The sequence below is a fragment of the Paenibacillus sp. CFBP13512 genome, from assembly GCF_005233705.1.
In the GTDB taxonomy this organism is placed as follows: Bacteria; Bacillota; Bacilli; order Paenibacillales; family Paenibacillaceae; genus Saccharibacillus; species Saccharibacillus nuruki.
Map to the genome: position 1 here is coordinate 1 of NZ_QGAD01000015.1, position 22,493 is coordinate 22,493.

24 protein-coding genes are annotated in these 22,493 nt (G+C 33.8%); 1 reads left to right on the forward strand and 23 read right to left on the reverse strand.

From position 1 onward, the window contains the following. Positions 1–455: 455 nt before the first annotated feature. The 10 genes from PaeCFBP13512_RS18295 to PaeCFBP13512_RS18340 form a co-directional block, all read right to left on the reverse strand. A complete protein-coding gene (locus PaeCFBP13512_RS18295) occupies positions 456–743 on the reverse strand; it encodes a hypothetical protein (protein ID WP_137225111.1) in 288 nt (95 codons plus the stop codon). A gap of 642 nt (positions 744–1,385) precedes the next feature. Beyond that, a complete protein-coding gene (locus tag PaeCFBP13512_RS18300) occupies positions 1,386–2,135 on the reverse strand; it encodes a hypothetical protein (protein ID WP_137225113.1) in 750 nt (249 codons plus the stop codon). A gap of 337 nt (positions 2,136–2,472) precedes the next feature. After that, positions 2,473–4,044: a TIGR02391 family protein gene (locus tag PaeCFBP13512_RS18305; RefSeq protein WP_161594310.1), complete on the reverse strand. Its 1,572-nt coding sequence runs from the start codon at positions 4,042–4,044 to the stop codon at positions 2,473–2,475. A 174-nt stretch (positions 4,045–4,218) separates the two neighbouring features. Continuing rightward, positions 4,219–5,427 carry a hypothetical protein gene (locus PaeCFBP13512_RS18310; RefSeq protein ID WP_137225117.1) on the reverse strand — a complete coding sequence of 403 codons (1,209 nt, stop codon included), beginning with the start codon at positions 5,425–5,427 and terminating at the stop codon, positions 4,219–4,221. A gap of 239 nt (positions 5,428–5,666) precedes the next feature. After that, complete coding sequence (locus PaeCFBP13512_RS18315; RefSeq protein ID WP_137225119.1) at positions 5,667–6,158, reverse strand: hypothetical protein; 492 nt, start codon at positions 6,156–6,158, stop codon at positions 5,667–5,669. Between the two features lie 76 nt (positions 6,159–6,234). Next, positions 6,235–7,314, reverse strand: coding sequence for a DUF3900 domain-containing protein (locus tag PaeCFBP13512_RS18320; RefSeq protein WP_137225121.1), 1,080 nt, complete (start codon positions 7,312–7,314; stop codon positions 6,235–6,237). A gap of 17 nt (positions 7,315–7,331) precedes the next feature. Continuing rightward, positions 7,332–7,901, reverse strand: a complete 570-nt coding sequence (locus tag PaeCFBP13512_RS18325) for a hypothetical protein (RefSeq protein WP_137225123.1) — start codon at positions 7,899–7,901, stop codon at positions 7,332–7,334. A gap of 466 nt (positions 7,902–8,367) precedes the next feature. Further along, positions 8,368–8,577, reverse strand: a complete 210-nt coding sequence (locus PaeCFBP13512_RS18330) for a hypothetical protein (RefSeq protein ID WP_137225125.1) — start codon at positions 8,575–8,577, stop codon at positions 8,368–8,370. Between the two features lie 229 nt (positions 8,578–8,806). Further along, on the reverse strand, positions 8,807–9,625 hold the full coding sequence (locus PaeCFBP13512_RS18335; RefSeq protein ID WP_137225127.1) for a hypothetical protein: 819 nt from the start codon (positions 9,623–9,625) through the stop codon (positions 8,807–8,809). Between the two features lie 138 nt (positions 9,626–9,763). Further along, positions 9,764–13,792: an S-layer homology domain-containing protein gene (locus PaeCFBP13512_RS18340; RefSeq protein WP_137225129.1), complete on the reverse strand. Its 4,029-nt coding sequence runs from the start codon at positions 13,790–13,792 to the stop codon at positions 9,764–9,766. A gap of 306 nt (positions 13,793–14,098) precedes the next feature. On the opposite strand from PaeCFBP13512_RS18340, the gene PaeCFBP13512_RS18345 reads away from it, so the two are divergent. Further along, positions 14,099–14,974 (forward strand): hypothetical protein, encoded by an 876-nt coding sequence (locus tag PaeCFBP13512_RS18345; protein ID WP_137225131.1) that lies wholly within the window; start codon positions 14,099–14,101, stop codon positions 14,972–14,974. Positions 14,975–15,038: 64 nt separating this feature from the next. Here PaeCFBP13512_RS18345 and PaeCFBP13512_RS18350 read toward each other — a convergent pair whose 3' ends face one another. The 13 genes from PaeCFBP13512_RS18350 to PaeCFBP13512_RS18410 all read right to left on the reverse strand — a co-directional run bounded on the left by PaeCFBP13512_RS18350 (position 15,039) and on the right by PaeCFBP13512_RS18410 (position 22,369). Then, on the reverse strand, positions 15,039–15,581 hold the full coding sequence (locus tag PaeCFBP13512_RS18350) for a hypothetical protein (protein WP_137225133.1): 543 nt from the start codon (positions 15,579–15,581) through the stop codon (positions 15,039–15,041). 233 nt (positions 15,582–15,814) lie between these two features. After that, a complete protein-coding gene (locus PaeCFBP13512_RS18355; RefSeq protein WP_137225134.1) occupies positions 15,815–16,198 on the reverse strand; it encodes a hypothetical protein in 384 nt (127 codons plus the stop codon). A gap of 63 nt (positions 16,199–16,261) precedes the next feature. Next, positions 16,262–16,783, reverse strand: a complete 522-nt coding sequence (locus PaeCFBP13512_RS18360; protein ID WP_137225136.1) for a hypothetical protein — start codon at positions 16,781–16,783, stop codon at positions 16,262–16,264. 137 nt (positions 16,784–16,920) lie between these two features. Then, the gene (locus PaeCFBP13512_RS18365) at positions 16,921–17,652 is read right to left on the reverse strand and encodes a TerC family protein (protein WP_137225138.1); all 732 of its coding nucleotides are present in this window, start codon (positions 17,650–17,652) and stop codon (positions 16,921–16,923) included. A gap of 23 nt (positions 17,653–17,675) precedes the next feature. Continuing rightward, entirely contained in the window at positions 17,676–18,263 is a 588-nt protein-coding gene (locus PaeCFBP13512_RS18370) for a TerD family protein (protein WP_137225140.1), read from the reverse strand. A gap of 9 nt (positions 18,264–18,272) precedes the next feature. Then, the gene (locus PaeCFBP13512_RS18375; RefSeq protein WP_137225142.1) at positions 18,273–18,863 is read right to left on the reverse strand and encodes a hypothetical protein; all 591 of its coding nucleotides are present in this window, start codon (positions 18,861–18,863) and stop codon (positions 18,273–18,275) included. Between the two features lie 36 nt (positions 18,864–18,899). Beyond that, the gene (locus PaeCFBP13512_RS18380; protein WP_137225144.1) at positions 18,900–19,532 is read right to left on the reverse strand and encodes a hypothetical protein; all 633 of its coding nucleotides are present in this window, start codon (positions 19,530–19,532) and stop codon (positions 18,900–18,902) included. Between the two features lie 57 nt (positions 19,533–19,589). Beyond that, the gene (locus PaeCFBP13512_RS18385) at positions 19,590–20,036 is read right to left on the reverse strand and encodes a tellurite resistance TerB family protein (protein ID WP_137225146.1); all 447 of its coding nucleotides are present in this window, start codon (positions 20,034–20,036) and stop codon (positions 19,590–19,592) included. 154 nt (positions 20,037–20,190) lie between these two features. Beyond that, complete coding sequence (locus PaeCFBP13512_RS18390) at positions 20,191–20,514, reverse strand: hypothetical protein (RefSeq protein ID WP_137225148.1); 324 nt, start codon at positions 20,512–20,514, stop codon at positions 20,191–20,193. Between the two features lie 143 nt (positions 20,515–20,657). After that, entirely contained in the window at positions 20,658–20,831 is a 174-nt protein-coding gene (locus PaeCFBP13512_RS18395; protein WP_083243566.1) for an aspartyl-phosphate phosphatase Spo0E family protein, read from the reverse strand. A 231-nt stretch (positions 20,832–21,062) separates the two neighbouring features. Next, on the reverse strand, positions 21,063–21,449 hold the full coding sequence (locus PaeCFBP13512_RS18400; RefSeq protein ID WP_137225150.1) for a hypothetical protein: 387 nt from the start codon (positions 21,447–21,449) through the stop codon (positions 21,063–21,065). A 12-nt stretch (positions 21,450–21,461) separates the two neighbouring features. After that, complete coding sequence (locus PaeCFBP13512_RS18405; RefSeq protein WP_137225152.1) at positions 21,462–21,818, reverse strand: hypothetical protein; 357 nt, start codon at positions 21,816–21,818, stop codon at positions 21,462–21,464. Positions 21,819–22,036: 218 nt separating this feature from the next. Continuing rightward, positions 22,037–22,369 (reverse strand): hypothetical protein, encoded by a 333-nt coding sequence (locus tag PaeCFBP13512_RS18410; protein ID WP_137225154.1) that lies wholly within the window; start codon positions 22,367–22,369, stop codon positions 22,037–22,039. Positions 22,370–22,493: the final 124 nt, after the last annotated feature.

Here is a 22,493-nt window from a genome sequence, read left to right on the forward strand (position 1 = left end):
TTGTTAGTATTTTCTAAAAAAAAAATTATTTATGAAAAAATTCCTAATTTAATGCTTTTTATGTAAAATAACAATATAACGCTGACTTACTTAAATAGTGACACAAAAGTGCCAATTGCATAAAAAGAGTGACACAAAAGTGCCAACTTGCTTAGAATTTTATACGTAAATAGATTTTATTATAGTTTTGAAGCAAAAATAAACGATAATAATTGCTTTATAATTTTATTCGTTATGTATTTAAGCTCCAAATTGGTACTTTTGTGTCAAACTACACAACAACATGAAAATTTAATTTTACAGAATTTAATTTTACAAAATCATCTTGTTCACAGAATCCGTATTTTGTACACATGTATGGTCATATAATAAGCACCAAGCATTTCGGGTGTGGACTCCCTACTTTGCTTGGTGCTTATTAACATCTAATGAAATTACTCGTTAAGTCTATTATATCATTGTTGCGAATCAGCTTCAATGGTAATATCTTGATCGCTTGGACTTGGGATAGCCTTACTGACTATAGCACTTATGACTAAGAGTTCCACAATTTTAGAGATAATAACTTGCACAAATGAAAAATATTCTACATATATAGAAATAACAAACTTACTTCCCGAAAGTTCTGATGGAAATGCCACATACAAACTGATAAAAGCAGATTCGATAAGATTAACGTCTACATTCAAGGTTTTATATATTATGTAATACAGAAGTCCGAAAATAAGGATTGGAGCAGCCAAGCATAAAAACAAAGAGCAAATCAATTTAGATATTGAGTATTTACTGGCATTTACAATCATTTCAGAACAAAATTTAAAGAAATCGAATATAAAAAGGAAGAATGTAATGGCGATGAATATTATTGATAAAGAGCCTAATAGCAAAGGTGAGACTTTCTGTTTCGCCCCTAAACACTCTAGGATAATAGGAAGAAGATCGTATATACAAAATATTATTATATAAACTGCTATACACGTCCTTATCAAAGTAATGACAAGATCCTTCGACTTGAGGAATGTAGATACCCACTTATAGATTCTGAATCCTTTGATTATTGTCCCCTCCTTTTCCTACTCTCTTGGTTAGTCTTTCAATTGATTAGTAAATAAAAAACACCAACAAATCGAGGTGCTCCTCAAAAAAGTTGGTGTTTTTTTGCGTAGGTCAAGCAACTAAAGCTGTAGATAATTATAACATCAATCTAAAGAGAAACAAAGTGATAAACTAAATAACTATGCTGCTTACTTTGGCGGAGCAAGTTGAGATTGTACATATCCTTGCATAATGGCAAATATGATAATAAGGGCTACAATGATACCAACTGCCCACAATAGAACTTTTACCCATGTTTTCATTTTCATACTATAACACAACCTTTAAACTTAGTTTTCTTCCGTGGCAATCAGACTATGACCAGTACCATCTGCATAGTAGACACTAGTTCCATTGCAAATACCTGTTTTTATAGAGTAACCTTTGATGGGCCCAAAGGAGAATGTGAAGGCTCCTTTACCATGAAAATCATTGCCAATACCTCCAGCTGTATATGTTGATACATAATGGGAGTCTGCATAAGGCTTAGTCGTTTGAAGCAACGGGTTTAAGTTATCAGTAATGATAAATCTCCAGGTATTTTCGGATGCTGCGTAAACACGTTTAGTGCTTGGATCTCTCTTAAACTGCCCAGTAATCGCACCTCTAAAGATTGTGATCCCTAACACCTGTACGCTACGGTTATATACAATCGGAAAGAAGGAAGTACTTGCTGCGGCGGTTAACCCATTAACTTGTACATTAGTATCGTCGTCATTTACCTGTACTTCTGGAAAAGTACTGTCACCGTCAATTGCCTTCAACATGATGTCTGGATCACTGATAAGGTCTACAAATTTCTGTTGCTGCTCTGGAGATAAGTCCTCAAACTGTGTCAGAGGAGTGCTTGTGTCAGAAGAAGCGGGAGCAATACTATTTGCATACGTATTCGGTGCACCCTCTTTTAAAAACTCAATATACTCTGCTGGAGTTAATGCACTGTCAGATGCGCTGGCATGGGTAGAAGGTGCAAACCCAACCAAAGAAACGGTTACTAAAGATATGCTCAAAAAACTATTAAATATTTTTGCTAATTTCATACTAACACTCCTGAATATGTATTTTTTGTACTATGTAAAACTATCACTCATTTTTGATATTGTCAAATTTAGGTAGCGGAAAATAAAAAAGCTAACCACCTATTTTAGTGGTTAGCTTTCCTCTATCTACTATTTTTTAAGATACTGATTGACGAGTTCCTCATGTAACTTAAACGCACTGGTTTCATCTATGGATTTTACAATTTGAAACAAAAGTATCAAATTATTTTATTTGTCTTTTTGTGTCATTATTTACTGTAGTCTTTATTCTCTGATCTGTACAATTTGCAAATGATAGTACTGATAAATATAAATTTAGTCTAGATTATCTATTCTGTTATTGATTCATCTTAGCAACTTTTTTGGTCAAATCATCAAAATCATTTCGTCCTATATCATTTAAATTTCCACTAAGAAGGTCCAAATCACGTTTAGCTAACACAATTTTCTTATCAACTATCTCAGTCAAGAGTTCCCTCATAAACTCTACATCAGAGTACTTAATGATTAATGTAAAAAAAGCATCTTTTAGCCAAATCCTGTTTAACAACTCATTAAACACCTCTGTATTAGAAAGTAAACGTTCCTGAAAAATTCTAAAACTCTTAGTAATTGCACTAAAATTATCCTTAATCAAATCCATAGCAGAGTGAGAAGGATATGTATCCCCTGCTGCCTTATAAATAGTTATGATTAAATCGATATGATCGTCATTAGTGATATGATTAAAAATCATATCATTGTATGTCAATATCAATTTGATACCAAAATTTTGGTCACCAAAATACATACTCTTAATTAATGTAAGGATCTTCTCGAAACAAATTACGTGCAATTGGCGATCCACAAATTCTTTTGACTGATTAAGATACTCTCTTATTTTTTCTTTATTTAGATCGTATTTGCCGTCCAGATTGAACGTGATCTGAGAAATTTCTGTTATGAGCTTCTCTGCATCAACATTTACTGCTAAATCTAATTTTCTAAACAACATTGATGCAAAAAAAAGCTGTTCTAGCGCTTCCTGTTCTGATGGAATTATCGAATGGTCATGCGCTAGAACATTACGAATTGACATCGTTGAACCCGAAAACAACCACATTGCTCCCATTTGCGCTGAACCATCTTTTATTTTAAGAATAGGTGCTTTCTCACTAAAAGCTTTTTGCATAAGCGCTGATCCATACAAATCTAGTTTGCTCTTAATACGAACATCATTATCTAATGCTAAATAAGTATCGAGAACAGCAGGACGAAAATATCCATCTCGAAAAGGCTCCTGGGACATTTCCAATACTCTTGGATGTAACCCTTTTAACTTATTTAATTCAGGTCCTTCAATCACTTGTGTTTTTGGTACTTGTGATGGAACTGAAGTAGCTTCACTGATCGATATAGAGCTTCCTTTATCTGTAACTGTTATTTGTGTTGGAAACTTTACATCACACATAATTAATCCTTCGTCTATCAATGTTTGTATCATCATCAAACACGGGTGCTCATCCTTTACTTCTGGGAAGAATACCGCGTAGTCTTTACTATCAAATGATAACTTCTGACCAAAATATTCCGAAAGTTGATTAAGGTTCTGCATAACTTTAAGTTTACGTTCCGCTAAAGATGGAAACTGATCAACAATTTGTTGAATGGTAAAACCTTCCGAATAATCATAAGGGTCGCTAATAAATAGAGTTGCTACTGGCTCTTTATTGATCGTTCTATACCTGGTGAATGCTGAAACCTTCATCAGCTGTGGTAGCAGTTTACGTTCAGAAGGTAAATCTTCCAAGCACTCTTGAGTAATTTTGAAGTCACCACAACTTGGGCAGCTTATATCGAGAACTTCTGATACTTCTCTTATTTTAGATGCTTCGTTACTGCAAAGTGGACAATTAACCTGCGATTTCATACTAATCACTCCATAATTTGAATTCCTCCTACACTCGCTAAAGCTGATCGACATTTTGAAAGCTTATCGATTTCTTTATAGTTCATGTAAGGAGTCGTTTATTGACTTGAAATTAGTAAGCACTTGTACAATAAAATAAACGCACAAAGATTCATTAGAATAACGAATTGGGCTTTAAATACGTTCATATTTGTCATATATGGCATCAAAAATATCATCTACTTGCTTTAAAGATTCTAAGATTATGTTCGTAACTTCACTCGCTATTGCTGACAACTCTTTAAATTCTGTAGACTCATGAAAATAAGTCGAGAAAACTTTGTGGGAGACAATATATTCAGCAGGATTTAAATCAGTTTTAATGATCGCTTTTCTCTTCGTAGGATATATTAAATTTTCCTTATAAAACGAAGATTTAAACAAATTAACTAAGTGAGGATTATGATTCTGCCAATCATTCTGCCAATCATATTCTGCTTCTTCTTCAGTATAGTCAATAATATTTTTGACAACACTACTTGGAGAATTACAAACTATATTATACTCTTCCACATAAGCAGTCTCATAACATACAAATTCACCTTCATTATCATATCTCGACATTTTTCCATCTTCAATGCTTCCATATAATTCAGTAAACCCATCAGCAAAAAAATTGCTAATTATTATAGTACATATGCTTCGAGCGCTATAATGGAATTTTTTCACGATTTTTTGAAGATTAGTTAGCGTTTCTAGTAAAGTAGAATCAACTCTAAATCTGTGTTGTTCTGATATTATTTTTTTAATGAAATTTAATTTAAACTCTGGGAAGAATATGCTTTTTTGATGTTCTTCTTTTAATTTAAGAAGTTCCTCTTTTAATGGAATATAAAGCACCCTTTTAATTTTCATAATCACTTGAGGATCAGAAGACTGTTCACTTGGAATTTGTAAACACTTGTATCTTATGTCTTGATTGTTCTTTTTATCTAACTCTTTTGCTATCGCATGAATATGAATTAGTTTAAATGAAGCATTGTTTTCTTTGCATAGTTGTTCACAAGAAGTTACTTCATTATGTTGAGGATTAGTTGCTGTAAAAGCAATACACATCAGGCTATTCTTACCTTTAAGAGAATAATAAGTATTTAAACAAGATTGAATATCTTTCACAAGTTTTCCTTTTGTACTATCTCTCGTAACTTCGACATAAATACAGTTTCCAGCTTCGTCTTCTTTCCATAGATCAGGTTGTCCTTTACGTGTCTGATTCGTGCCTTCCTTTCTACCACTAGGAACTAAATTATCCCATTCGTAATTCATGCGAGGTAATAATTCCAATGCCAACTGTTCTAATTGTCCTGCTGATAGCGACGTAATCTGTAACTCTGTATGATTCAATTTGAACAACCTCCTTCTTAAATAATTGATTATTAAATAGAATCATTGATGTCAGATAATATTATCAATTTTATTGTGTTTTATCTATGAATAGCTTTCTAGATGACAATACCACTAAAAAAGCCATCCAACTGTAGCTTGTTGAATGGCTTTGCTAAAAGTCTAACTAATAGCCTGTATCTTATTATTCTAATACAGAAAGGTTAATTAACATATCATATAATATAGAGATTACTACTCTAAGTACGGTTTGGATCAATTAAGGGGGGTCTGGTAAGATTCCTATCTACAAACTTAAGATTGGTCATACTATATCCTATTCCTTGCGCTCCTTCTACTACTCCTACTGAATAATCTGCAAATATTTGCTTTTGCCTGCAAACCAAACACATTAAATGTCTGCGATCTATTTCATGGTATCGGTAATAATTTGCGCCACAGGAGCAAGTTATATAAAAAACACATTTTTCGGGTTCTATCATTTCTTCCATTTCTTCAGTCTCCGAATTTAAAAGTAACTGTAGCTCAGATTTTTCTAAGTAAGTTGATTTAATCTCAAACGTAGCCACTAAATGTGGAGATATTCCATGCACATCTTTATCAATTTGAACCACAAATCTAGTATTTGTTTTATAACACTGCATCCACTCTACAAGTTGTTCTTTGGTTAGATACACATCTTTCTTTATTCCTGAATTCAATCTATACTCTAAACAAATTTTACTCTCCAACACGCATCCCCCATCATCTCTATTTTAATACTATTTCTTTTAGCCATATTACCATATTTAGGTGTTTTAATAATCACTATTCTACTTTTGATGCCACCTGATCGATCAACCGATTAGTCACCACTTCAAACGATTCAGGCTGGAGAAGTTCTACCGGTGAGAATCCTTTTTCAAATGTAAACCCGTCACCTTCGATGATTAAAGCATAATGATCTCCTAATGTTGTAATATGAAGTCGATACCCATAGTCTGCGAGTAATCCACTAATACGCGTATCTCCAAGTTTCATTTTTAATTCAATCGTGGGCTGGATCTCAATAATTTTCTCGGCTACTTCGATGACCTGTTGAGGTTCCCACTTCTCCTGGATATCTCGTTTATCACTAGCAGCCCAAAGCTCTAAATCATGTTCTTCTTGTTGACGAATTTCGCTGGTTGTATCATTCCATTTATTTTCAATGTAGTTCTGAGCAGAATCAATTACATGTTGATTTATAATTTCAGGGATTGATTGTTCATAGGTTACATACTTTAAAAAATCTTCAAAGTATTTTGCAGGTGAACTTTGATGGATTTTGATTTCCCATTCTTCTATCATTCCTTCTTCCGGCATATGAGGATACATGATAGATTTCATATTCGATGCGCTGATCGCCATATCGACTTCAGACACTAACTGTCTTTCATCCGATATCCGGGCAATTCGTTGCTCAAAGTCACATTTTAAGATAAAGATGAAAGGATCGCTAGAGATAGAATCTAAAGAGGCTTGAACTACAATCATGGCTCCACCACGAGCAGATGTTGTATTAATATACTGACGTACCAAGTCATCACTCATGGCTTTAAATGATTCTTTATCGTTCGTATGTCGTAGCTGATTAAACATATTGAAATTGGGGTTACTGTTTAACTCGTTTCCAGGTTCAACAACAAACGTACCTACCTTAGTAGAAACGTTTTCTTTAGCTGGATTTTTAGGAGCTTTCCGATTACAAATTTTCGAAAATTCTTTATGCAAAAAATTTTTGATATCACTGTTTTCATAATCATCTTGATCTAACGTTTGATAGTGCTTATATAAATTGTTCTGATTTCCGTCTTTTCCTTCGATTTGTAAAACAAAAAAAGATAAATAATTCATGCTTAATGACATCATTTTTGCTCCTCTATTTATGAATTGAACAACTGCTCTAATCGATTACGAAGCATGTTGTTTTCAGCAACTAATTTTTGTCTTTCTTTAGCTAACTTTTCAGCATCGGCTATTTTAGAAAGTAGCCAGCTGCATAATGTTAATTCTTTTTCTCGATTTGCCGTAAACCAGTGATCTTCAGTAGTTTTAAGCACATGCCCCTTGATCACCTTACATTTCCCTTTCGGATCTACTTCTATCAATCCCCAACCTAGCGGAAGCTCATCTACAGTGATTAATCCTTCGGGAACAAGATAATACCGATAGTTTCCCATACCCTTTTCTGGATGAATACGAAATGGTTTTTTTGAGTCTTGGAAAAAATCCTTTCTGGACACTTTGACTTCAATTAGAATCGTTTCTAAAATCACTCCATAGTTAGTACGAACACCAAAGGCATCTGCAATTTCACTTTGATACCCGCTTGAGACTTCTGATATGGCGAATGTACATGCTGCACCTGATTTGGGTAGGTCATATTGATTACGAGCTTTCTTCAGCCATTTACAAGCGACTAAGCATAGCTCTTGATGTTGAACTGTAGCCAATACCATTCTCACCTTTCTTATAAAAAGACAAAAAAAGCACCTCGATGATCGGCACATGCCAATCATCGAGGTGCTTCCTCGTCATTTATTGAATTGATTTCATTGTACTCTAAAAATGTAAATAATTCTATATGGTACTTCTAGAGCATCTCTAAAAATAAGTATTGATTAAAAAATAAATTCTTAGCTTGTTAATTTTTTTAAATTATTATTATAAAAGTATATTTAAAAGGTACTACCATCGTAAATATGGATTAAATTCTGTTTCAGGATCTTCTAATTTAAGTAATTGTTTATCCACTATTTTATAGAAAGTGGAAACATGATATTCTTCATACAATACTTCTATACAGTACGTTTCTTCAACAATTACAGTTAAAATATTTTTAAAAAAGTGCGAAATCGTGTGATCGTAGTCTTTCAAGCTACACTGAAATATCCATATGCCATCTTCTATACGATTTTTTCATTCTTTCATCTCAACTTCTCTTTTCCACATGTCCATATAAGCCAAACTTCCAAATGGAATCGAACTTGCACTGGGATATAAAGAGTATTCTTCAAACAAATCATGTCCAAGACTTGACCAATTCTCTGTATCAATTAATTTTTGAATACTATTAACAAATTCAGATTTTAATTTTACTTTACAACGTATACCTGTATACATTCCCATTTGCTTTATCTCCTTATACAATTGCTAAATTGTCTAATGACATGCTAAGACAAGATTTTATAATCAACTTCTTCATTACCTTCACAATTATCTTAAATAACCTATCAAACTACTTGCTTTATCAATGGTATAACCTTTAAAGAAAATATTGCTGAACGATAATTACCGTTATTTTTTTACTATGAACAAATTGTATTCACATCTTCATTTATTCAATAGCACATATGGTTTATAAATATAATTGAGGGTTTTCTTCTTGTTTTATTTTGTATTCGACATTTGTTCTTTGCTTTTTTAATTTTTTGAACTCAGTCTCACTTGTAGCATAGTAAGTCAGTTTTTTATTGGGACGGTTGAAGAAATGCAAAGCTATCTCTACACCTAGTGAAATACCTATAAATGTTAATAAAATAACAATCGCTAAAATAAGATCTTTAAATGTTATCTTATTCTCAATTAACATTCCAGGTGAAAATATAATTAACAAGATTAATAAAGTTAACAAGACATGTGATACCACTCTAAAAATCTCCTTAATTAATATACGAGTATATAGCATTGCCTTTCCGGAAAAATCTTTACTGCCAATTGTGTTATACCACTTATGCCTAGCATATAAAGTTTGTTGTTTTTCTTTCCTGCTCTCTTCGGTGTATACAACAAATTCCTTAAAAGCATCCCACAATTGATTTAAATTTTCTTGGGTGATCTCTTTTTTATAACGATCGTATCTTTCTTGTACATGTGTATAAGATAAAGAAACATTACTATCGAATTCGGTAACGATCGGTGAATCTTCGTTTTGTAATAACTCCATAACCGTAATAAACCCATTTGATTTTTTTCTTTGATCAGTTTCTTTGATCACATCATTCATTTTTTGAATTAGTGGATACCACTTTGTGATATCCTCTCTTGTGTTGCCCATAAAAAAATCATATCTTTTATGACTTCGTTGTCCTAAGTAACCCACAATAATAGTCAATAGCGTAAGTATCGCTGTAATGTATCCCCAATAAGGGATAAGCGATTTCATCGTATCCAGCATTTCATCTTCCTTTACAATAAATTTAATGAGTCATCTCATTTCTATCCAATATACTATAAAAGGTTACTTTGGAATATACTTCTTATCTCAACAAACAAAAATAAGAGTAGCCAATGATCGGCTACTCTTATTTTGAGATTACATATTCATTAGACGATAAATCATCATAGCTGCTTCAGCACGCGTGATTTTTGCTTTAGGTTTGAATGTACCATCTGGATAGCCTTTAAGTGTACCTCTAGCTACACTATAAGCAACGTCTGCTTTGGCCCAAGCAATGATATCATTCTGATCAGAGAATGAAGATTGCAGATTAGAAGCAGGTTTGTTACGAGATACATTCGCTAGCATAATCGCTGCTTGTTCGCGCGGAATTGATTGTGCCGGTGCATATTGAGATGCTGTAAACCCTTTGGTCACACCATTGTTTAATGCGACAATCAATTCTTTAGCATACCAGCTATTTAAATCTACATCAGAGAAGTGATGTTGATAGCCAGCCGTAGAATGCATATCTAGTGCTCTTGTAATCATGATCGCAAATTCAGCACGCGTTACAGCTTGCTCCGGTTTAAATGTCCCATCTTCATATCCTTTGATGAGTCCTTTCCCTGTAAGAGCTGTAATCGCTACATGAGCAAAATGTGTCTCACTCAAGTCAATAAAAGAATAGGTATCTTGCGTAATCGAATTACTATTTGTAGAAGATGGAGTAGAGTTTGAACTCGATTCTTTCGTTCCACTAGATTTCGATTCATTGCTTACAGATGGATTACCACCGGTACTCACACCACCTGAAGAACTATTTGTGTTCGTTGTTCCATTATTCGCATCACTTGTGTCGGCATGCTCTTTGTCTTTGTCCTTATCTTTTGTCGGTGTAGGATTGGTTGGACTAGGAGTACCAGGTACTGTTGCATTAGTACCATCTGCTGGAGTCATTACATCTACATTCGCATTACCTACTACTTCTTCAGTTCCATCTTTTTTCGTTTTAACGGCTGTAATGTTGTACTGATAGTTTGTCGATGGTTCTACACTGGTTTCTTCAAATCCAAGTGATCCATTGGTTTCGGTAACTATGCCTTGATCTTCTGTTTTACCTGTCACCGTATTATAGTACGTTTTACGGTATTGGTTTTCGGCTACTTTGGTATAGGTGATACGTGGATTACGCTCTACATAATACGTATCTGCATCAGATACCGTTTTGAAATTGAACGTAATTGTGTAGCTTTCATTACTCTTAACCGGTTGTACAACCATAACAGGCGCTTCAGCAGGCGTATTCACTGTAATTGTATCTCCCTGAGTACGTCCAAAATTATTACCCGAGTATGCTGTATAGGTATACGTTTGTTCCGATGCTACTGTATCATCTTTAAATGCAGTTAAGATACCATGATAGACAAGCACATTTTGATCTCGATACACATCATAATACGTTGCATCAGTGACACTTAACATTTGTAATTTAACATAGCCCGATGATACTTGTGTAGCTTTCAACCCTGTTACTGGTTGAGGCGCTTCGCCAGCAATACTTTGTTTAGGAACATTTACAGAGATCACAGCCGACTCGCTGGTTAAATTTCCTTTACGTGCTTTAATACCATACGTGTTTAATGTTCCACCAGTAACATTCATATCTGTGAATTCTGGTGAAGATACATTTCCGTATAACTGATTGTTTCGATATACATCATAGCTTTGAGCACCATCTACCGCTTTCCATTTTAGCGAGATTTCTTTATATGTCGCATTCACAACAGTCAAGTTTTTTGGGTAGGCTAGTGATTCAGAAGGCGTTGTCACATGGACAACTACACTTTCGCTATTAGATTCGTTATTCATGGCTACTAATTCATACGTATAAGTGGTTTCTGGAGCTACCGTTTTATCATCCCAATAAGTGCTCTCGGATGTTCCTAGTTCTACTCCATTACGCAACACTTTATATTTTTTAGCTCCACTGACTTGATCCCAAACAAGGTATACATGGTTATGAGCAACCGTAACGGCTGTAAATCCTTGAGGTTTTAAAAGCTCCGCTTTTGTAAGCGTTATGCTTGTACTCGCTGCACTACTTGTTGACGTTCCATCTGTTGCTTCTACAGTATACGTGTAACTATTTCCTGCTAAAACATCTGCATCTGTAAAGACCATATTACTTGTAACTGTGTTTAGTAGTTTCCCGTCTCGTTTGATCAGATAAGAAGTTGCCCCTGCCACCGCATCAAACGAAATTTGAACTTTACCTTCGATAAGTTGAGCTTTTAAATTGCCCGGGGCCGTAAGGACGGTTCCTACTAATGTTGTTGCTTTAGCAGATACAGCTCCACTCGTTGCTGATCCGTATTTAGCTGCTAACGTATATAAATACGATGTACTTGGAGTTAAACTACTATCTTTAAAGCTTGTAGCTGTTCCTGAGTAGATTTCTTTTCCTGCACGTTTTAGCACATATCCAGTCGCTCCACTCACTTCAACCCATTCAAGTTCCGCTTCATTAGCGGTTGTATTCATTACATATAATGCTTCTGGTTTCTCATAGACTGGATCGGTGTCTAGTGTTTTGACCGTGCCTGTTGCTGCATCACTTACATTGGTACCGATTACGGCATTGACGGTTACCGGATAAGACGTACTTTTCACCAAGCCGGATACATCGATAGACGTATCTGTTGTAGTCAGCGTTTGCGTTCCTACTTTCACTGTATAACTTTCTGCTCCTGGTACTTGTGACCAACTAGCATTAATCGTTGTTGTATTGATTCCTGTTACGACTAATTTTTCAGGAGTTGCTACCCCTCCAGATGTAATGCTCACATCTGTGCTTTTAGCATCTCCAGCTAGATTCCGAGCCACTACTGTGTACTTATACGCTGTTTGAGCTTTAGTGCTTGAATCGATATATTGCGTAATGGCATTACCTAGATTAGCGATGAGTTGACCATCGCGGTATACTGCGAATGAATTTGTTGCCAATATTAAAGGGTCCCATGAAACAGTTACCGTTTTATTGGAAACAGTTGTAGTTGCTTTAACATTCGTAGGGTTTGCAGGGAGTAATAAGTTAGGAAGATTCGCTTTGACTTCGCTAGTATCTACCCAATTAAATCCACTGGTACTATTGTAATAGTACATAATTTTGCTATCGCCACTAAACCCACTAGCGAGAGTGAAATCACCTGTTTGAGCATTATTCACCTGAGAATAATCGGTGAATCCAAGACCATTATATACAAACATCGTTCCATCTGAACTTGCGGAAACAGCTTTATATGACGAAGAACTGTTGCTTCTGAGTACAGTTCGTACTTTAGTATCCAGATCAATTGCACTAAACGTGTACAGATTCATATCAAAATACATACCATATAGTTTTTTTCCGTCTCCACTGAGTAAATACGGATGAATTCCTTCAGCACTGCCTGAATAAATGACCGTACTTTTATCTGTTGCTAGATCATAATTGACAGTCGTTGCTGCATTGCTATATCCGTCATAGATATAAGATAAAACAATCTTTGTGCCTTCTTGATTGAGAATGACTGGTGCACCGGTCACTACTGGATTGATATCTAGTGTGTTTTTACTACCATAAATAGTAGGAGAAATCATTTTGACGGAAAGATCTGCTGTATTTTGCACAGAAGCTACATATTTTGTACCGTCATAATAGCTGTAAGCTACCTTTGATCCATCTTTTGAAATAGATGGCCACCCAAAAAATTTCTTTGTACTTTTCGCTAGTTGGGTGCTTGTTTGTTGCGCTGTATTGTAGCCCATCATTTTAAATGAAGCTGTGCTTTCTGTTTCTTTGTAGATGACATATGATCCATCTGCCGAAATCACCGGATCATACAGCGAATACGTAGAGCTAATAAGTACTTTAACTACATCTTCACTTCGATCGTACATATAAATATTTTTTCCAAATGCCCAAACTGCTTGGTCTCCATCGGCATTAACTGAAATGTTTTTGAAAGAACCCTGTTCATTAGTGGGTGAAAAAGTCGTTGGGATCTGGTGAGGTCGTACCGCATCGGTATAGGCATTTGTTTTATCAACCACGACTGAGGCAGCACTCACCATGCTTGTTGATAGTGAACTTGTTAAAAGTACAGCCGTTAACAAGACAGATCCTAGTTTTTTAAAATTCAATATAATATCCCCTTTTTAATTAATTAATGATCATCCATGACAATAGATTGTTTGCTTTTTAAACCATAGCTTCTCCCCCAAAACGCAAAAAAAGCACCTCACAAAAAAGACATAGTAGTCCTTTTGCGAGGTGCTTCCCCGTTACGAATATTCATTTGACTTCATAATAGCATTTATTGAAGTAAATTTAAAGGATGATATTCCCAAATTAAAAATTACTTATTTAGAATTTACCTATATGTCCTTTTATTCATTTATGATGTACATATTCCGATATGATTTAAAGAATAAGAAAGGATGGGTTTGATGGATTGGCTTCGAGAATATAAAGAGTTTTTCATTTTAGCCACTACTGTTAGTGTAGTCATTGGTTGGTTGATTACATACATAAGCAGTCGTAAATTAAAACAGCAAGAAGTATTTCATGAGAGAACTGAAAAAAGTATTACAACAATTTTAGGACCGATAGTGAAAGAATTAAAGGCAATTATTGAAGAGAATCATGAGCAATCTCGCTTTAGAAAGCTTAAGCAATTTGTTGAGCTATATGATGGGATTGAATCCCCTCTATTTTTATCAACGAGTCGGGAGCTAGTTAAGCAGTTTGATTTTGTCGTGCAAGAATACCAATCTTATAATAAGGTGTCATCTCAGGAAAACTATAATGCACTTTGGTCATCTATACTTAGCCTACAAAAGCTCTCTAATGAAAAGTTTGATGAGCATACTGATTTTTTATTTAGACATTATGATTGGAAATACGAAGTGGCAAAAAAGAACATTTTAATTCAAGTTTTAATCTATACCTTAAAATTCATGAAAAACATTATGCAAGGATTAGCTCAAATTGTTTTCATCTCATTGTTCGCAATATTAATAATAGACAGCATTACTTATCCTTTTTTAGATTTTTTCATGATAAAATCTTATATGGTATCAGATAGATCATATTTGATACTTGCTCTTTTTGCAGTTTTCCCAATTTCTTGGTTTCTAAATTATCTAGATAAATATTTATTTGGTTCAAAATCAAAAAAAAAATCTAATATCAAAAGAAATGACAAATTGATTAGTTCAAATATAGAAACATCACCACATTTATTTTTGAATTCTTCTATTACATTAGATGAAATTCAACAAAAAAATAATGAAGATAATCTCGTTCCAAATCAAAATAAATAACTACATGTGCTTTAAATGAAAAGAAGCACCAGACGTTGATTCTGCTGTCTGGTGCTTCTTTTCATTATTTGTTGATGATAACGCAGTCTGGATATAAATATTTGGCTAATCGGTTTGCTTCATTCAGATTAGGAGCATCTAAAAATTTATTTACTGTTCCTTTGACCTTACAATGAATAGTGACTTTCCAAGTCATATAGCGATTATAGAATCTGCTGTCATATCTTCTTGCTGGGAATGCCTTTACAAAACCATCTAAGTCATCAAAATCTACGTTAGACTTGATAATAACTCCATTCTCTTCCATGTCCTTATAAAGTATATATGATGGAAAACTCTTTTTCCCTCCAACTATCCCTCGAATCATTTGATTATCTAGTGGATAAGTTAAGTAGTTATTGTTAGTGTTTCCTTGAACGTAATAATATTTTTGATTACGTTGAACGATATCCCCTTTTTTAAATTTGAATGTTTTCTCCATTTGTTCTTTAAGGTACTTCTCATACGGTGCATTCGCTTTCTTTAACTCTTTTTCTGTAAGCGGTATGGGATGAACATACAATCTGATCGGATCTTGAATTCTGAAAGAATCTGTTCTTTTTCTCAATATAAACACTCCTCTAGTTTCTTTAGAGCAAAAAAAATACGCGCTCTTTCCAGAAACCACAAAATAAATGGTCACTCGAAAGAGAGCGTATTATAATCATAAGTCTTCGTAGCGCATGCCTGAAGATAATGTATTTAATTAATGTATACAGTAAGTATAGTTGTTTTTAAGATAGGATTCAAATAAAGTGAACCTTGATTATATTGAAAATGTAATCGTATACGTTTAGCTAATTAAAGTCTATCTTCTTCATACTGCCTTTGCGCTTGGATTTGTAAATGATCCAACAAAGCCATAGCACCATGTATACTAACTGGTATAGAATCTAGCTTTAACTCTGAGCCTTTCATATGCTTTTGAAAACGTTGAGGATCGAATTGATCGACATTAAATAGGCATTCTGTTCGAACATCCAGAATTGCTAAGTACATTGGATATACTACATGACCATTTTTAACTTCTGCAATCATCTCATCACTGCTTGTGTCAGTGATCATAATAGCCGGAAATAGGTTTTTATATTGAGTGATATACTCCCATAACTCTTCAACTGTATCAATATAATCAGGGCTATGATATTGACCATTCACTTCTACTTTGTAACAAGAATAAGCCATGTTATTTATCTCCCTTCTTTTTAGACTATAAGATTGTAAATTAGCTTTCTTTTATTTTACGTATTATTGGGTTTGAATTTCTACATTCGATACTTGACTTAATAGTTCTACCCATACTTTTGAGTTATTCTTTTCATGTAGTGTTCTCATAATGGTAGCAGCAGATGGTATATCCGATTGTAGATTTTTATAATAATGATCATATTGATATCTAGTAAAGGTTGCATTAAAGAAGTAACTTGCATTTCGTAGAGCTTCCCAACAATTAAATTCTGTAAAAACTTTTGTTCTACCATTCGTTTTTAAACGTTTTCTTGGTGTTTTTCTTGTGAAATTATAACAATCTGTCAACACTGGAAGATCCTCTTTCGCAATAAGGGTTCTATCCATACTCAATCGGAGTATGGTTGTTTGTAATGATTGATTCCCATGGAAATACTTTAATAAAATATCAGCATAATCATAATCATTATTCAAAATTAATGTAATCTTCTCAATTGCTTCTAAAATGGCTATTTTGCGGTGTTCAGAGCAGAGTTCAAGTATTTCTATTCTTTTCTCTAGTACATTAAAGATTTCATCCATGTCAAACCTCCATACATAAAAAAGCACGTCACAAATTAAACATAGGTTTAATTGCGAGGTGCTTCCTCGTCAATAGGTATTAAGATGCACCTATTTTAACATTTTTCGATGATTGTGTATAGATATTTAGAACCATATTAATTACTATTTTTTTTGTGACGCATTGAGCTAAGTATCATAGTGCCTACGAAAACAATAATTAAAATAGCGAAAAAGAGAACGTGCGACATCTCAATACCAAATGCACCGATAATCATCTTCACTGCAATGATCGCAATCATGATAAAAGCTGTCTTTTCAAGTTCTGGGAACCGATCAATCAGTTTTAAGAAGACTTGTGCGACACCACGCATCATTAGAACACCTAGAATGCCTCCTAAGAATAATACCCATACCTTACTACTAATGCCGAACGCTGCAACTACACTGTCTATACTAAATGCAATATCCATTAACTCTACCATGAGAACGGTTTTCCAAAAAGACATAGGTTTGTTTTTCACTTCATCATCTTCACTACTTTTGAATAGACCTGTATAAGCAATATAGATGAGGTATAATCCACCCAAGACTTTTACTGCTGTAAAGCTTACTAGGAATGTACCCAACCCGATCGCTAAAAATCTGAAAATGTAAGCACCAATAATCCCATAAAATAAAGCCTTTTTCTGCTGCTTAGGTGGTAGGTGTCTTACCATTACAGCTAGAACTAATGCATTATCCGCAGATAATAATCCTTCCAATAAGATAAGGCTGGCAATAATCCCCCAGCTTACAGGATCAGATAACGTAGCTACAATATCAGTCCATGAAAAAAAATGACCATAATTCTCTGTGATACTATGAAAAAATTGATTTATACCGTTCATGAACATCCTCCGCTAATCTATGATTAAATAGGTAATCCATAATTCCTACATAATGCTGCTAGTCCACCTGAAAAGCCACTCCCTACAGCTTGGAACTTCCAGTCTCGCTCGTATCGATAAAACTCACAAAATACGACTGCTGTCTCTATAGAAAACTCTTCTCCCAGATCATAGTTTAATAATTCATGATTGTTACTTGCATCCTGAACGCGAACGTAAGCAGCGCTAACTTGCCCAAAATTCTGAGCGTATCGATCAGCATCATGGATAGTAACTGTAATACCAATCCGGTTAATAAAGTCAGGAATTTTTTCGAAGTTGATAATGATTTGTTCATCATCACCATCGCCTTCACCTGTACGATTATCTCCCGTGTGTACTACTGCTCCATCATAGGTTGATAAATTATTGTAGAATACAAAATCGTTTTCATCTTTTGCTTTACCATTCTCATGTTGTAAAAATGCTGAAGCATCTAAATCGAAGTCGTTACCTCCTTTATAAAGATTAGTATCCCATCCTAACCCAACGATCACACTTGTGAGTCCTGGATTGGATTTAGTAAGATCAATGCGTTGTCCTTTTTGTAGGTTGATTGTAGGTGTGTTCATTTGTATCCCTCATTCTATGTTATAATCAAAACCTTCTGGAGCATGAATTACGCTATTGTACAATCCTTTATTTATGCCATGACCTAAATCTTGTGTAAGATAATTTCCTTTTATGATAGGGACTTCACCTTTTTTTAGATCTAGTATTATATCAAAATATTTCAATTCCTCTTTTTTCTGCCCTTCTAATTCATAAACAACATGCTTTTCTTTTGGAGAGAATGCAATAGTACCACGCGTCTGTGGATCATTTTCAAGAAGCAAAATAGGCACTTCGTATTTAGATAATTCAGCAATATAAGGATTTGCGTAAGCCCTTTCCCAATATTTTTTTTGACTAATATATGTGTCTGACTTTTTTTTATACTCGTTACTACTAAAAATAATACTAAAGACAAAGAATATTATTACTGTAATGATTACACTTCTAACTACATTAATTAAAAAAGTGTCTTCTGGACAACCCATACTCATAACAATCATGAGGAAAATAAAAACAATAACCAGTAGAGTTACCCAATTCTTTGTATCTGCCCATAACCATATAAAAGAAGGCTCAGTGAATTGCTGACCAGCTGTAATAACTTGCTCTAAAGTCATTAAAAAGTGTTCCTTTCTTAAACTATTAATATAATATTATTTCAACCTAAAATTATTAGGAGCATGAATGACACCATTGTATACACCTGCATTTATACCATGACCTAAATCGTTTTCTAAGTAATTTCCCTTTAAAACAAGAGGCTCATCCTTATCCAAATCATATTCGACATCAAAATAATCTACTTCCTCCAATTTTTTTCTTTCAAATGAATAAATAATTTTTTTTTGACTACCCATCAAAACATCATCTGCTTTGTACAGTAATTTAGAGAATTCTGATTCTCTTGCTCTGACTTGGAATAGGTTACTAGATCCAATATCTTCAGCAAATTCGATCTCAATAGATTTAATAGGAAGATTAGAAATATAAGGTTTCACATATACATTCATCAAGTATTCTTTTTGCTTATCATATGAATCACCTTGTTCAGTATAATTTGCTGTACTAATTGAGAAGCTAAGGACAAAAAAAGCGAGTACAGTTGTTGTAAGGTTTACTCGTAAGCCATAACTAGTAGTTACCTCAGTGCAGAAGGAAAAAAAGAAAAGCCCAATAACAAATACAACACATAAAAACATAACCCATTTCCATTCTACCGCCCAAATCCAAACAAAATGCCTTTCTGTAAATCGTCTGCTGGCTTCGATAACCTGTTGCAAACTCATTTTTATCCGTCTCCTTGTAGAAAGGAGTAATTAAGCTTAATTACTCCTTTTCTTTTTCTACAGTCCAAATTCAGACGCGTTTAAACCTAGAGTTCGTATAATATCTCTAACGGTATTTTGTTCTTCCGTGTCAAAATCTCCATCTGCTGATCCAATAGCACTACATACAGCTACAATTAATCTTCCCTCTTCAGGTTTAGAAGCGAATTTGCTTATTGCTTTTAGTGCCTCTTGCTTTCCGATCATAGCGTCAAAATCAAAATTTTCTACATAGTGATTAAAGCGAGCAATCACTAAACTCATTTCGAATACTTTCAATTGTTCATTTCGTCCAATATAACCTGCCATTTTTTGTTTTTCGTCTGCACTGATATTTCCATCTGCTGCGGCTACCAAAGCGCATCCAGCTACAATAGCATCTAAAAAGTCTTTATTTTTGAATTTCTTCACCTGATCGACCAGACCATTTTTGCTTGATTTTAACCAATTTCTAAATTGACTCATTGAAATTCCTCCTCAAATTTAGGAATATACATACAAAAAGCACCCCGCAGATAGACGTATAGCCTATTTGCGAGGTGCTTCCTCTGTAATGTTTATTCTATTAAAGTCATATTAACATCGTATAACTAAAAAGTATAGGTGTATTTAGCGATAATTACGTGGCACGTTTTTTCTTATACATAAAATAATATAGTTTGAAAAAAGTCCAACCTATTAATTCAAATCCTAATAGAAAAAGACATAAGAATCTAAAAAAGTATATTAAAATATCTACGGTACCTGATACTGTTGCAACACTCATAGTAGGGAATTGTAAATTTGTGATTTCAGACCACAAATTTGTAGTTGCTGTGTTTCCTAAAAACACGGATTGTCCAACAGATAAACTCACAAATAAACTAAGAACAGTCAAAAATCTTGTTACTGAATTTGAATTCTTTTTTCTAGCTAGTTCTGTCCAATACCATAAATCCGGCAAAAAAATCCCTCCAATTTTGAATACCAAAACTATATTGGTACTTTGAAACATGATTAGCTAGTACTTCATTCTACTAAGTATAATACTGCCATTCTTCTATAATATCTTTAAAGACTTATTATAGCGGATTAGAATCGTTTATTCTATGATTTAAACTGTAAGGTAACGGCAGTCTTTAAATTATAATCATTGATGTAAGTATCTAAAACCTGAGATTGTTTAAGAACTCTTTCATCAGAAATCCCGTATCGATCGGCTAGTTGATTTAGTTTTTTTCTTTCGAATTCCAACTGAGAATTTTTATATAACATTATCATTCCTACTTTCTTAAATAAAGTACTTTGTTATTGTAAAACACGTTTCTAATTTTCTCTCTAATCAATTTTAGGAAAATTACTACAAAAAGGATAAAAATTATTATATTAACTTATATAGTGAATTCGTGGTTTATAGAATACATACAAAAAAAGTAAAGCCGCTTCTCCATATTACTGAGAAACGGCTTTACCAATCAAAGCGGTAAGACATTATTTAGTTTTCTTGTATGATCAGTCTGTTATGGTTGCAGTAACAGACTGACCTATTGGTGCATACTGAGTAATACTTGCTGTCATTGTATATTTACTTCCTTTTTCTAAAATGACACCAATAGTTCTATTTAAAGGCTCCAAATGATTTCCAACTGAAAGTTGACTAACTAAAGCACCACTTCCATTAGTGAGACGAATAGTACAATCACCACTTGCACCTGAAGCTGATGTTACCTTACAAGAGAAAGTTTGCATTGTGCCTTTACCAGTAATTTGTACGTCTTTATAACCAATAGCCGCAGTAGTTTGCGTTTTTGTAACAGAGGTAGCGCTTGCAATTTGAGCTACAAACGTTAAACAAAATGCTAATGCAATTACAGACCCTAATCTCATAAACCGTTTCATTACATTTCCCCCTTAGTTTGGTGTACTGGTAAGATAAAGTGTAGTAGCAATGTTAGAATCTCCTTGTATTTCGCCTTTATACAAGCACCCATTCTTCATTTGATAACTAACTACTTTAGGCTCTGCACTTGCGCGTGATAAAAATTCTAATACTGCTGGAAAACTTGTATTGCTACAGCTTTCATACAGTCGTATTCTTACTTCACCTCTAGATACTACGGATATCCTTCCAGGTTTCCCCATACCTTGTATGATATCTGTAAAACCATTGTCTTTCACTGATGTACTGGTACCGTAAGCAAATACAGATTCCCCTCCCGTTCCAAGTAAAAGCGCAAATGCTAATAATGCTGTTAAGTACTTTTTCATAATTGCCTCCTTATTCTTATGTTGTATATACACGTTATATAATACTACAACAATTTTGTTTATGTAAGGGATTTTTGTAAATTTATAGGTTAATTAATGTTGACGATTATAGTATTTATAATTATTGCAAATATCGAATTAATTGCAATTATACTAGTATGGAAAAATATAAACCTAAAAAAAAGCAGTTGCAGAAAGTCTGCTACTGCTTTTTCAGATTACTGTTGCAATGTAATTTCTGCTGATATTATAAATCCCTGCTCGTCTTTTTCAAGTTTTATTAACTGAGGTTTCACCCCTAATTTATTGCAATTTTTGATGATGTTTTGTACATATTTCTCATTATAAGAACTTTTTTTCAATGTTTTAAATTGATATATTTTGTAGAGTAAGTTAATACATGCCATGAATATTATTGCTGATCCTAAGATATTCATGATACGACTTAATTCATTTTCCGGTATGTATATCCAGCTAAATGGAATAGTAATTAAAAGAACAACACTCATTATTACGCTCGCTTTATATTTGAAGATCTCTTCTGGATTCATCATAATCCTACTTTCTAAAAGTATTTAATTCCGCTAGTCACAATACTTATATATATCGAACATTACAGTTAGATAATGTAGTTTTTGAAATTCACCCCTCTAAAAATTCGTTTGATTATCTTAT